Raw genomic sequence first — 12,503 nt, forward strand, 5'->3', positions numbered from 1 at the left:
ATTACTCCCTATTGCAAACAACTTTATATGCACAATATAAACAGTTTGATTTATCCTCGCACTTTAAAAAATTTATCTCATTCTTAGATAACTCTTTGAGTTCATCAAACTTTGATGATAATAATTCAAGTTTTTCTTGTATTGCTACTTCTTCTTTTAAAAGATACTCATTTAAATCATAATAAAAAGCTTTTATATTTGGAGTTTTAAATAATTGTTGTAAGGCAATATAATAAAATTCTAATTGAAAATCAACACTTTTTTCATAAGTTTTTAAAGTATCAACGTTTAACGTTGAAGAAGTTTTATAATCAATTACTTCATAATTATCTTCAAACTTATCAACTCTATCTATTATTCCTTTTATGTTTATATTATTAAAAGAGCAGTTAAACTCTTTTTCTATCATAATAATTTTTCTATTTTTTAATCTTTGTTTATCAAATTCATAAAAATTTAGAAGCTTCTTCTTCCACACTTCTAAATCCAAAGTTAAAAAAGGATTTGAACTTTTATACTTTAAAAATAATTCTTCTATTGAGTTTTTATTATCTTTAGAATAATAATCTTCTAAAATAGAGTGAATAATATCTCCTAGCTCGTAACCTTTTGGTTTTAAAGAAATTGTATGTTCGTTTATTTTTAAAATATATTGTAAATAAAATCTTCTCTTACACTCTAAAAAGTTTTTAAATGAGGTTGCAGACCAAATAAATTTTGTTAGATCTATTTTTGAAATTATATCTTCATCAAAATATGATATTTTGTGGTTATCATATAAAATATGTTTATAAAAACTATCATTTGTATCAGTTACAATGTTCTTTTCAAATAGTTCATTAGCAAATCTTGAAATTTGATTTGTTTCAGAGTTTACATAAGATATAAAAACATTTTTTGAAGAACTTATCAATCGTTTGTAATAATACTTTTGTAAAGATTCTCTATCAAATTGAGTTGGAAGATTAGCTAATTGTTTTAATCTTGTAGATAAAAATTTATCTTTTACTGATATTTTTGGAATATAAGATTCATTAAAATCACAGATTATTACAGTATCAAAAGAAACGGCTCTTGTTTCAAGCAAGCCTAAAACTGTAATTGTTCCAGAGTTTATATCATCTAAAGTAATTGAGGATAGTTTCTGCAAAAATATTTTATATACATCTTTTAATAAAATTTTGTTCTCATTTGAAAAGAGTGTAATATTTAACTTATAAAGTAATTCGTCATATTTTTCAATTAGTTCTATATTTTTTTCTTTTTGTTTTATAAAATCTGTAATACTTACAAATAACTCTTTATTTGTAACTTTATTCCAAAAAGGTTTTATATTTTTATCAATAAACTCTTTATCAATTTTCAAATAACTCATATTTGAAATATTTTTTTCTTCATCTTCACTAAGATATAAATAGATTGCATTTGATATTTGGTAAAGTTCTTTATTTTTTATGCTTTTTCCCATAGCATAATTGAAATACCTTTCATCATCAAATAATTCAATGCTACTTACAAAACTCTCATCAGGTAAAACTAAAGCAATATCTTTAGGATTTACTCCATTTAAAACAGATTTTTCTATACAAGATTTTATATATGCTATTTGATTTAATCTTGAAGAAAACCCTTTTATTTCATAACTTTCTAATAAGCTTTTTATCTCTTCTTCATCTATAATAATTTTATTTGTTAAATCTATTTTATATTTGTAATCAATTTTTAGATTAATATTAATATTTTTAAAAACTTCTAATGATTTTTGATTGTAAGAATTTGAATAAAATATAATTTTTGTATCTATTTTTTGGGATATTTTTTCTACAATTTCGAACTCTACTTTTGTAAAATATCCTTCAAAATGTAACTCAATATCTTGAAATTTATCTAAAAAGTTTTTATTTATTTCATAATGTTTATCTAAATTTATTTTATCAACATAAGAGTTATTTTCTAAAATTTCTATATACTTTTTTTTAATAGCTTTTAAGATTTCCAAATGTTCTAAATAAAAATCATAAGTATCAACATTTTGTATCTCTTCAATTTCAACTTTTTCACTTGCTAATTCCAAAAAAAATCTATATATATAATCACTTTGTTTTAAAAACTTTGTAAAATTATCTGAAATTCCTAGCTTTTTTATATCAATATTTTTTATTGCTTCATTTAGAAAAAGAACTCTATGTTCTTCTTCACAATATTTTAGGTTTGATAAAGATATAGATTTTTTTAAAAATTCATCAATAGTTAAGATGAAAGGCAAAAGAGTATTATTACTCTTTTGTTTAGAGATATAATCTCTGATTGCTCTTGAAGTGGGAAAAACTAAAAGCTTTTTTTTAAATAGCATTTGTTTTAATATAAATATAACCTATCGTTTCATCAACATTGAAACTACCTGTTATAATCCAATTATTTGCCTCTTTTATATCAAAATTTGAAAAGAAAGTATTATTTACATTTGTAAAATTATCATTTGAAATAGATATATCACTATCATTTGTCATAGTTTTTGAAACTATCAAATCAATTTTTACATCTTTTTTTTCTTTTGTAACTTTATCAGTTATAACAATTTTTATATTATTTTGACCTATTTTTAGAAGATTTTTATTTTCAGAATATTTTTCAATTACTCTTTGAGAATATTTTATATCTTCTGTAGTTAAATCAAATTCTTTATCATTTAAATACATTTCAAAATTGTATTTTGATAAAAATTTTTGATTTGATTCCATCATTACATTAAAATGTTCATCTACATCTTGATACTTTTTCATAAAACTTCTGTCTTCAACAGTTGGAACACTTACAGCCTTTGTAATAGTCCAAATAATCATTGAAAATACAAAACTAAAAATTCCTATAAAAAACAATGGCCAATAATTTCTTTTCATAATTTATTTTCTCTTTCTTAAAACTGCATAAGTATATACTAATAATGCTACAACAACAAGAGTATACATAAATACTCTCCAAATTGTACCAGAGACTTTACCAGAATTTCCTATACTGTTTTCTAATTTTATATTTTTAGAATCGGCTAAAGTATCAGCAATAGCTGCATAACCATTTAATGTAGCAGCGCTAACTTTTGCATAAAGTGAATTTTTATCTTTTGAAGCTAAAAGTGGTACAACATAGCCATCTAAAATCTCATTTTTATCAATTATATTTTTAAAATCTTCAGTAAATATTAAATTAACCATATTTTCTTCAACATAAATAGTCATTAGAATATATGGAGCTTTTAAGTTTTGTAAAATCTGATTTTCATTCGATTTTACTATTTCAATCTTCTCTTTAGTTTTAATGTTATCATCTAAACCTAAAGTAGATTTTGCATAAATATATATATTAACACCTAATTTAGATTTAACTTCATCACCAATTTGATTAATTTTTTCTTTTGCTCTGTCATCGATTAATTTATCATCGTTTAGAATATAATTTTCAGCATTTAGATTTGTGCAGAAAAAAAGTAAAAGTGAAAAAATCACTCCTACTTTAAAAAATTTAACTTTTTTCATTTAACCAACATATACTTTTGCTGCATCAAAATAACCAAAATATATAGTCATTACAGCTGCAACTACAAGTAAAATACCAATAACTTTTTCCATATTTTACTCCTTATTTTTCACTACCAACAAGTTGGTAATGTGTATGATTCTCTGCACTATTCATTTTTAAACCATTTAAGTCTTGATTAATTTTATAGTAATTTGTAGCTTCTCTTTGTTGAACTAGTACAGCATTTACTACTAAAATAGCAAGGATTGATAATAATAAAACAACAGCTACTAACATACCTGAAATTCCATTTAGTTTAAAAATACCTCTTTCATTTTCATTCATTTGTGTATTTCCAGCCATCTTACTCTCCTAAACTTCTTAAATATGAAGCCAATGCTCTTTCTTGAGTTTCGTTAAGTCTTTCATTAAAGCTTGGCATAGTTCCAATTAAACCTTTTTTACCATTTTTTAATACAGCTATAACTAGTGCATCATCATAAGCTTTAATATTTGGACCAACAAAAGGCATACCAGTTCCATCTTCACCATGACAAGTTGCACAAACAGCATAAGCAGCAGGTTGTTGACCTTTAAATCCACTTGCAACATAAGTAGCAACTTCATTAATATCAGCATCTTCTGTTAACATCATTGGTGGCATTCCTGCAGGGAAATCTGTTGTTAAATTATTTGCACCATTTTTAATAGCATAAACAACTTGTTCTTTAGAAACTCTTTTTGTCAAATTATGAGCTTTTCCTTCAATTCCTTCTGCATCAACACCGTGACAAGGAGCACATTGAACTAGGAAAACTGATTGACCCATAGCTTTTAAAGTCTCTTCAGATGGATTTACCCATTTTTGCTCAAATTTAGCATTATATTCATTAGTCTCTTCATTCCATTGACCAATTTGTGAAAATCCATTTATTGGATAACCAACAGTAAAGTACCAGAACATCCATAAAATAGAACCGATAAATGCCAATCCCCATCCAGTTGGAATAGGATTTTTATATTCACCAATACCATCCCATTTCTCTTCAGCTAACTCTCCACTTGCAGTATCATTTTTCATTTGATTAACATATTTTAAAACAACAAATACACTAATTGTAATAATTGCTACTGCCCCTAACATTGTTAGGCTATTAATATAATCATCACTGTTAAAAGCATCACCCGCTACAAAGTAAGTTCCTGCCATTAATGCGATGATAAGAATTATTCCACCTATAATCATAGACTTCATTTTATTTCTCCTTATTATCTATATCTTTATCTCTTTTTCTCTCTTCAAGAGGAATTGAAACACTTGAATCATCATGTACAAGCTTTGAATATTTTTCAAAATCTCTTTCCCCCTTTTTATCCCTTCTATAGATAGAATAAGCATATGAGTAAAATATAATGAACACAGCTAAAATCAAAAAGAATTTAGTATAGCCTTGTACTGTTAAAAGTGTTTCATAATCCATCATCAACCTCTTACTTTAAAGAATTTAAATATGCAATTAATGCAACTATTTCAGGAACTTGACCGTTTGCAACAGCTTTTTTAACATCTTCATTTTTCATATCAGCAGCAATAACTTTCGCTTCTTCTAAAGCAGCAGCTTTTGCTTCTTCCCAAGTACCAAGTTTAGGCATACCTTCTTGATCATATGGAGTATTAAATACATTTTTTACTGTTAAAGCTTCTGCATAAGCTGTTTCAACATCTGCTATATTTGAAAACTGATGTTTATATGCTGGCATAATACTTCCAGGAACAACAGCCGATGGTTGCCACATATGGTTTTCATGCCAATCAGTAGTTCTATAATTTCCAACTCTCATTAAATCTGGACCTGTTCTTTTTGATCCCCATAAGAATGGTCTATCGTAAGCATATTCCCCTGATAAAGAATACATTCCATATCTATCTGTCTCAGATTTAAATGGTCTTACTAATTGAGAGTGACACGCGTTACACGAATCTTTAATATAAACATTTCTTCCAGCTAATTCTAATACTGAATATGGTTTTGTACCAACTGTTGGTCTACTTTGTTTTGCAAAGTCTGGAATTACCTCTATAATCCCTGCAAATGCAACAAATAAAAATACTAGTACCGCAAAGAAAAACGGTCTTTGTTCAAACCAATGAAACATAATCTCTCCTTTTCTTACGCAGCTACTGGAGTTGCATTTACTGGCTCTTTATCAAGTACTCTACCACATTTAATTGTTTTATAAATGTTATATGTAAATATAAAGAATCCAATTAGGTATAATAACCCACCAACTGCTCTAATTGTGTAATATGGATGTAATACATTTACTGTATCAATAAATGAATATACTAATGAACCATACTCATCATATGCTCTCCACATCATACCTTGTGTAATACCTGCTATCCACATTGAAGTAAAGTATAAAACAATCCCTGTTGTTTGTAACCAGAATTGTGTATCCATTAAAGATTTTGAGTATAACTCTTTTTTATACATTCTTGGTACCATGTGATATAAAGCTGCCATAATCATAAATACAACCCATCCTAATACACCATCATGTACGTGCCCTGGAATCCAGTCTGTAAAGTGTGCAATTGCATTTACTGATTTAATTGATTGAATTGGTCCTTCTATTGTTGATAACATATAGAATGTTGAAGCTAAAACCATAAATTTGATTAATGTATTTGTTTGTAATTGTTGCCATTCACCTTTCATTGTTAAAAGCATATTAATTGCTGATCCCCATGATGGTAAAATTAAAACAACTGACATAACTGATCCCATTGTTTGCATCCAATCTGGAACTGTTGAATAAATAAGGTGGTGTCCACCAGCCCATAAATATACAAATAATAATCCCCAGAATGCTAAGATAGATAATTTATAAGAATAAACGTTTTGTCCAGACTCTTTTGGTAAGAAATAATAAATTAATGCAATAATTGGAGTAGTAAATACGAATGCAACAGCATTATGTCCATACCACCATTGAACTAAAGCATCATTAGTTCCAGAATACATAGAAACAGAGTGAATCCATGAACCATATCCAGTAGCTAAATAAGTTGGAACTTCCATATTATTAAATAAATATAACATTGCAACAGCAATAAATGTAGAAATGAAATACCAAATTGAAATATATAAAGTTCTTTCTCTTCTAATTCCAATTATTCCAAAAATTGAAATACCCCATAAAACCCACCAAACAACAACTAAAATATCTAGTGGCCACTCTAATTCTGCATACTCTTTTGATGTTGTAATCCCCATAAATAATGTTACAACAGCTAAAAGAATAGTAATAAAATAAAGAACAAAGTGTAGTTTTGCAATAGCCATTAAAAAAGGTGATTCTTTTAATGAAACTTTTAATACCCTTTGAGATATATAATACCATCCAGCAAAAATACCACTTAAAGCAAAACCAAAAGCAACACCATTTGTGTGTAAAGGTCTTAATCTACTAAATGTACCATACTCTCCAGCTAAATAATTTAGCTCTGGGAAAGCTAATTGAAACGCAAGTACAACACCGATTGTCATACCTATGATACCAAACAATATTGTTGCAAATGTAAAGGCTTTTGCAACTGAGTAGTCATACTCAATTTGTGCACCGTTTTGCATCAATCTCCTCCTACTAATTTTATATACAAGTCACAAAAAGTCACTCATTGAACAAAATGATAGCCAAGAGAAACTTAAAATTAACAAAAAAATTAACAATTAATTAACAAATGAGTTATTATTTTAATTATAATTTTAACTTATAAAAAGAGATAAAAAATATCCTATTTAAAAGATTTTAAAACTTGCTCAGTTTCCCGTTTCATAGTTTTTGCTTTTAAATCTTCTCTTTTATCATGGAGTTTTTTACCTTGAGCTGTTGCAACTTCAATTTTAATCATATTTTTATCATTAAAGTATAGTTTTAATGCAACTAATGTTATTCCATCTTTTGTAACTTTAGAGTACATTTTATCTATTTGTTTTGAATGAAGTAAAAGTTTTCTTGACCTTCTTTCATCAGGTCTATAAGTTGAGTGAGTTGTACTTAAATGAGAAATATGAGCATTAAGTAAAAATACTTCACCTTTAATTATACGAACAAAAGAATCTTTTAGATTAACTCTACCTTCTCTTATTGCTTTTACTTCACTACCTTCTAAGACAATTCCAGCTTCTAAAGTTTCTAAAATAGTAAAGTCATGAAATGCTTTTTTATTTTTAAAAACTAAATTCTTTTTTGTATCTTTTTTATTTGCCATTATTTATCCTAAAAAATGAACTTCCACTACCACTAAAATACCAATCTTTTTTTTCATAATCACCTAATTGTGGATATAAACTCAATGCACTTTCATACAAATCATTTGCATCTTCTATACCAAATTGTTTTAATATATCAATAGATTTCATACTAAGCAATTTATTGGCTTCTTCTTTTGATATCTCTTTATAAAACTTTTCTCTAAATATTTTAAAAATTTGACCGGTATTACATTTAATATTAGGAGTGATAGTTTCTATATTTAAAATTTCTTCATCAAATTTTTCAACAATTTCTCCGATGCCTGTAACATTTGCACTATCATATTCATATACAAAAAATGGTACATCAGCTCCAATTTTAACTGCAATTTTACATAAATCATCTTTTGATAAGTTTAGTTTACAATATTTATTTGCCATAATCAAAAATGTAGCTGCATTGGAACTTCCGCCACCAAGCCCTGCAAACTCTGGAATATTTTTTTCTACTTCAACGCTATATTCTTGAAAAAAATCTTCAACACCTTTATAGCTTTTTATAAGTTGATATGCTTTAAAAATAGTATTTGTTTCCAATTTGCAACCAAAATTTCCTATTATTTCAAAAGCTTTCCTTTTAGATTTAATAAAAGAGATTTTGTCATAAAGGCTATGAACTCGTACAAATCTTGATACAAGTTCATGGTAATTATCTCTTTTATTTGCTATTTTTAAAAAAATATTTACTTTTGCATAAGATTTTTCAGTCATTTTATATTCCATATTTTGGTACTTTATTTATTAAATATTTTACATCATTATCTACTATTTCAATAATAGAAAAAAACTTTTCAGTTAGTATAAGATATTTTCCATTATCTTTCTTTTCAACATACTCAATTCCTATCTTTTTACCTTTTTCTAACCATTCAGTTGTACCCAAATATTTATTTACAGGTAATTTTATAAAATCTAATGGATTTAACTCTTTTTCATTTTCATAAAAAAATTCACCTTCATTTAATCGTTCAAGATAAGATAAAGTTCCAAAACTATTTAATTTTTCTAAAAGTATTTGTGCAAAAGATCTAACGTAAGTTCCTTCACTAACAGTTACTTCAAAAGTTATAAATGGATGATTATATAAAACAAATTTTGTATCAAAAATAGTCATCTTTGTTTTATTTAATTCAACTTCAACTCCATTTCTTGCTAATTCATAAGCTCTTTTTCCATCAATTTTTTTTGCACTAAATTTTGGAGGAATATATTCTATTTCTCCTTTTAGGAGATTTAACTCTTTTATAATATGGCTTTTATCTAATTTGTCTATTAAATCTATACTTTCAATCTCTTCTATATCTAAAGATTTTGATTTTACTCCAAGCCAAATTACTGCTTTATATGTTTTTGGAGTTTTTGATAAATATTTAAAAAGCTTTGCATATTGTCCAAAAGCAACAATCAAACAACCTTTGGCAAAAGGGTCAAGTGTTCCACTAAATCCAGCTTTTTTATTTTTATATTTTCTTTTTATTCTGTTCAAATAAAAATTTGAACTCATAAATATAGGTTTATTCACTACTAACAATTTATTTAATTGTTCTTTTTCATAAAATCTTACTTGCAAAAGCTTATCCTACAACTTATGCTTTTTCCACAAATGAAGATAATATATCTCTTTTTGTTCCACCAAAATTAATAGTCAATTTGTAATCTTTACCCGCACTCGTTACTTTTTCTACTCTTCCCATTCCAAAAATTTTGTGAGAAACAATATCACCTTTTTTAAAATCTGCTTGTTTTTGAATAGTTAAACTTCCTTTTATAAGTCCAGATTCACTTAAGAATCTACTTTTTGAAAGAACTGTTCTTTTTCCTTTATAAAATCTTGAATGAACAAAAGATAAAGTAAGATTATCTTTAGCTCTTGTAATTGCAACATAACCTAATCTTCTTTCTTCTTCTAAATCACTTCCATCACCAGTAATTGGGAAAAAACCTTCTTCTAAACCAATAATAAATAGATTTTTAAACTCTAGACCTTTTGATGCGTGTACACTCATCATTGAGACAGCTTCACCACTATAATCATCATTTTCACTTTCAAGTGCGATTTCATTTAAAAAATCTTTTAAATCTAAATGAGGATTTTGAATAAAATAATCTCTTATATATCCATAGAACTCATCAATATTAGCTTGTCTTTCAAAACCATCAGGAAGATTATCATAAGATGCTCTATAATCAAAAGTCTCCTCAAAGTTATCTAAAAATCTCATTTTTGATTGAGTTAAAGATTCTCTTAAATCTAAAATAGAGGCTTCAAATACTTTTAGTGTTCTTGCATTTTTTTTACCAACAATTAAACTAATACCTTCAGCATCAAGTTCTTGAATCAAATCAAAAATAGATTTACCAGTTTCAATAGATTTTTCTTCAAGTTTTTCAATTGTAGTTTTTCCAATACCTCTTTTTGGTTTATTTATGATTCTTTTTATAGAAAAATTATCATTTAAATTTGTTAAGATTCTAAAGTATGCAATTAAATCTTTAATTTCACTTCTTTCGTAAAACTTCATTCCACCAACAAGTTTATAGTGTAATCCAGCTTTATTAAATCCTTCTTCTAAAGAACGTGAGAGTGCATTTACTCTAAATAAAATTGCTATATTTTTAGGATTTTCTCCACTATCTATAAGTTTTTTTATGTCTTCTACAATTTTTCTTGTTTCGTCATTTTCATCATTTGATTCATAAATTCTTATAGAATCACCTTTTGTTCTAGTTCCTATTAATTTTTTTCCTAATCTATCTCTATTATGCTCTATTAATTGATTTGCATGATTTAAAATAGTATCTGTTGAACGATAATTATCTTCTAGTTTTATAACTAAACTATTTTCAAAATGATCAGAAAAGTTCAATATGTTTTTTATAGTCGCACCACGCCATCCATAAATAGATTGGTCATCATCACCAACTACACAAAGATTGTTATGGCTTGAGCATAAAAGTCTTAAAAGTCTATATTGCAACTCATTTGTATCTTGATATTCATCTACCATAATATACTGATATTTTTGACTAATTTGTTTTGCTAAATTCTCATTGTTTTTCAATATTTTGTAAGGAAGAAGAAGTAAATCATCAAAATCAACTAGATTGTTTTTTTCTAAATAGTTTTCATAATCTTCATAGATTTGTGCTATTTCTTGATAAAGTTTTAACTGAGCAGTAGCCTTAACTTCACTTGGAGACATTAATGAGTTTTTATATTTTGAAACTTCCGAAGCTAAAAGAGCAGAAGGTATCTCTTTGTTGATTGATTTTAAAATTCTTTTTTTATCATCTGTATCAATTATAATAAAATTGTTTTTCCTCTCTAATTCACTCATATGAAATTTTAGGAATAGTAAACCAAATTTATGAAAAGTACAAAGTAAAGGTGGAGTAAATATCTTAGATGAATCAAGCAAAGAAAAAGCTCTTTCTCTCATCTCAGTTGCTGCTTTATTTGTAAAAGTTAAAGTTAAAATTGAACTTGGATCTATACCAATAGATATTAAAAAAGCAAGTCTTGTTGTGATAGTTTTTGTCTTCCCACTTCCTGCTCCTGCAAGAATAAGTAGCGGACCATCAACATGTTGAGCAGCAATTTTTTGTGAATCATTCAATGATATTAACAGATTTTCAAACATTTTCTCTCCAATTATTACTTATTATACCATATATAATATAAATTCATTATTTCTCTTAATTATTCTATATATAAATAAATGTTATTATTCTTTCAATTTATTTATTGGAGATTATAATGCTCACTGATTTTGCAAAATTAGAGACTTTTTTAACTGTTGTTAGAGAAAAATCTTTTTCAAAAGCTTCTGCTAAACTTGGGATTTCTCAACCAGCAGTAACTCAACAAATGAAATTTATTGAAGATTATTTAGACGTTCAAATTGTTGATAGGAAAAAAAATGGTATAAAACTGACTAAAGAGGGTCAAATACTTCACGGAATTGCTCTTAAAATTGAAAAATGTGTTGCCAATGCAGAGAAAGAACTATTAAAAATAATGAATAAAAATGTGACATTTGTATTTGGTGCATCTTTTATAATTGGAAATTATATTCTTCCTAGATTTTTAAATAATTTAAAAGAAAATATTCATAATGATGTATCTATAAATGTATCAGTTTCTCATGAAGCTATTCAAGATTTGCTTGATAAAAAAATAGATATAGCTTTAGTTGAAAACTATATTCCAAATGAAGAAATCATCTATAGAGAATGGATGGAAGATGAAATAGTAATATTCTCTAATCAAAAACTTCCACTAAAAGCTAAAGCTGAAGATTTATTATCTTACAAATGGGTTTGTAGAAATCCTGAATCAAATACAAGATTATTGTTTAAAGAAAATCTTGAAAAAGCAAACTATCCTGACTGTGATACGTTTAATGTAACTAGTGAAGTTACATCAGCAACAACAATAGTTCAGACTGTTTTACACTCAGATAAAAATCTAACTCCAACTGTTTCTATTGTTTCAAGAAATGCAATTGAATCACTATTAAAAGCTGGTGCTTTATATGAATCAAGAATTGGTAATCAAAAAATGTTAAGAAAACTTTATATTGCATATAGAAAAGATAAAAAACATGATGCATTTATTGAAAATGTAGTTGACTACCTTTTAAAAATGAAATAGTACCTTTTGGT

13 protein-coding genes are annotated in these 12,503 nt (G+C 26.4%); 1 reads left to right on the forward strand and 12 read right to left on the reverse strand.

All coding sequences use genetic code 11. The features are described 5' to 3' along the window. Position 1: 1 nt before the first annotated feature. The 12 genes from CKV87_RS10365 to CKV87_RS10420 form a co-directional block, all read right to left on the reverse strand. On the reverse strand, positions 2 to 2,353 hold the full coding sequence (locus CKV87_RS10365; protein WP_012147950.1) for a PD-(D/E)XK nuclease family protein: 2,352 nt from the start codon (positions 2,351 to 2,353) through the stop codon (positions 2 to 4). Then, positions 2,343 to 2,900, reverse strand: a complete 558-nt coding sequence (locus CKV87_RS10370; RefSeq protein WP_012147951.1) for a hypothetical protein — start codon at positions 2,898 to 2,900, stop codon at positions 2,343 to 2,345. The genes CKV87_RS10365 and CKV87_RS10370 overlap by 11 nt, the downstream gene beginning before the upstream one ends. 3 nt (positions 2,901 to 2,903) lie before the next feature. After that, positions 2,904 to 3,533, reverse strand: coding sequence for a hypothetical protein (locus tag CKV87_RS10375; protein WP_012147952.1), 630 nt, complete (start codon positions 3,531 to 3,533; stop codon positions 2,904 to 2,906). A gap of 103 nt (positions 3,534 to 3,636) precedes the next feature. Beyond that, positions 3,637 to 3,879, reverse strand: coding sequence for a DUF4006 family protein (locus CKV87_RS10380; RefSeq protein WP_012147954.1), 243 nt, complete (start codon positions 3,877 to 3,879; stop codon positions 3,637 to 3,639). A 1-nt stretch (position 3,880) separates the two neighbouring features. Continuing rightward, entirely contained in the window at positions 3,881 to 4,771 is an 891-nt protein-coding gene (locus CKV87_RS10385; RefSeq protein ID WP_012147955.1) for a c-type cytochrome, read from the reverse strand. 1 nt (position 4,772) lies between these two features. Beyond that, positions 4,773 to 4,997: a CcoQ/FixQ family Cbb3-type cytochrome c oxidase assembly chaperone gene (locus tag CKV87_RS10390; RefSeq protein ID WP_012147956.1), complete on the reverse strand. Its 225-nt coding sequence runs from the start codon at positions 4,995 to 4,997 to the stop codon at positions 4,773 to 4,775. Positions 4,998 to 5,007: 10 nt separating this feature from the next. Beyond that, positions 5,008 to 5,673, reverse strand: a complete 666-nt coding sequence (gene ccoO / locus CKV87_RS10395; RefSeq protein ID WP_004510968.1) for a cytochrome-c oxidase, cbb3-type subunit II — start codon at positions 5,671 to 5,673, stop codon at positions 5,008 to 5,010. Positions 5,674 to 5,687: 14 nt separating this feature from the next. Next, entirely contained in the window at positions 5,688 to 7,154 is a 1,467-nt protein-coding gene (ccoN, locus tag CKV87_RS10400; protein WP_014469365.1) for a cytochrome-c oxidase, cbb3-type subunit I, read from the reverse strand. 164 nt (positions 7,155 to 7,318) lie between these two features. After that, positions 7,319 to 7,795 (reverse strand): SsrA-binding protein SmpB, encoded by a 477-nt coding sequence (smpB, locus tag CKV87_RS10405; RefSeq protein ID WP_012147958.1) that lies wholly within the window; start codon positions 7,793 to 7,795, stop codon positions 7,319 to 7,321. Further along, on the reverse strand, positions 7,785 to 8,549 hold the full coding sequence (locus CKV87_RS10410; protein ID WP_012147959.1) for a 4-(cytidine 5'-diphospho)-2-C-methyl-D-erythritol kinase: 765 nt from the start codon (positions 8,547 to 8,549) through the stop codon (positions 7,785 to 7,787). The genes smpB and CKV87_RS10410 overlap by 11 nt, the downstream gene beginning before the upstream one ends. Before the next feature lies 1 nt (position 8,550). Beyond that, positions 8,551 to 9,408 carry a tRNA pseudouridine(55) synthase TruB gene (gene truB, locus CKV87_RS10415; protein ID WP_012147960.1) on the reverse strand — a complete coding sequence of 286 codons (858 nt, stop codon included), beginning with the start codon at positions 9,406 to 9,408 and terminating at the stop codon, positions 8,551 to 8,553. A gap of 16 nt (positions 9,409 to 9,424) precedes the next feature. Next, positions 9,425 to 11,479: an ATP-dependent helicase gene (locus CKV87_RS10420; RefSeq protein WP_012147961.1), complete on the reverse strand. Its 2,055-nt coding sequence runs from the start codon at positions 11,477 to 11,479 to the stop codon at positions 9,425 to 9,427. Positions 11,480 to 11,595: 116 nt separating this feature from the next. On the opposite strand from CKV87_RS10420, the gene CKV87_RS10425 reads away from it, so the two are divergent. After that, the gene (locus CKV87_RS10425; RefSeq protein ID WP_004510974.1) at positions 11,596 to 12,492 is read left to right on the forward strand and encodes a LysR family transcriptional regulator; all 897 of its coding nucleotides are present in this window, start codon (positions 11,596 to 11,598) and stop codon (positions 12,490 to 12,492) included. The last annotated feature ends 11 nt before the right edge of the window (positions 12,493 to 12,503 follow it).

Origin of the sequence: Aliarcobacter butzleri, from assembly GCF_900187115.1 — a bacterium.
Classification (GTDB): Bacteria; Campylobacterota; Campylobacteria; order Campylobacterales; family Arcobacteraceae; genus Aliarcobacter; species Aliarcobacter butzleri.

Coding starts and splice junctions, on each gene's coding strand:
- smpB (WP_012147958.1), bottom strand. CDS start 7,795: ATGGCAAATAAAAAAGATACAAAAAAGAATTTAGTTTTTAAAAATAAA.
- CKV87_RS10390 (WP_012147956.1), bottom strand. CDS start 4,997: ATGGATTATGAAACACTTTTAACAGTACAAGGCTATACTAAATTCTTT.
- ccoN (WP_014469365.1), bottom strand. CDS start 7,154: ATGCAAAACGGTGCACAAATTGAGTATGACTACTCAGTTGCAAAAGCC.
- CKV87_RS10410 (WP_012147959.1), bottom strand. CDS start 8,549: ATGACTGAAAAATCTTATGCAAAAGTAAATATTTTTTTAAAAATAGCA.
- CKV87_RS10370 (WP_012147951.1), bottom strand. CDS start 2,900: ATGAAAAGAAATTATTGGCCATTGTTTTTTATAGGAATTTTTAGTTTT.
- CKV87_RS10425 (WP_004510974.1), top strand. CDS start 11,596: ATGCTCACTGATTTTGCAAAATTAGAGACTTTTTTAACTGTTGTTAGA.
- CKV87_RS10375 (WP_012147952.1), bottom strand. CDS start 3,533: ATGAAAAAAGTTAAATTTTTTAAAGTAGGAGTGATTTTTTCACTTTTA.
- CKV87_RS10420 (WP_012147961.1), bottom strand. CDS start 11,479: ATGTTTGAAAATCTGTTAATATCATTGAATGATTCACAAAAAATTGCT.
- CKV87_RS10365 (WP_012147950.1), bottom strand. CDS start 2,353: ATGCTATTTAAAAAAAAGCTTTTAGTTTTTCCCACTTCAAGAGCAATC.
- ccoO (WP_004510968.1), bottom strand. CDS start 5,673: ATGTTTCATTGGTTTGAACAAAGACCGTTTTTCTTTGCGGTACTAGTA.
- CKV87_RS10385 (WP_012147955.1), bottom strand. CDS start 4,771: ATGAAGTCTATGATTATAGGTGGAATAATTCTTATCATCGCATTAATG.
- CKV87_RS10380 (WP_012147954.1), bottom strand. CDS start 3,879: ATGGCTGGAAATACACAAATGAATGAAAATGAAAGAGGTATTTTTAAA.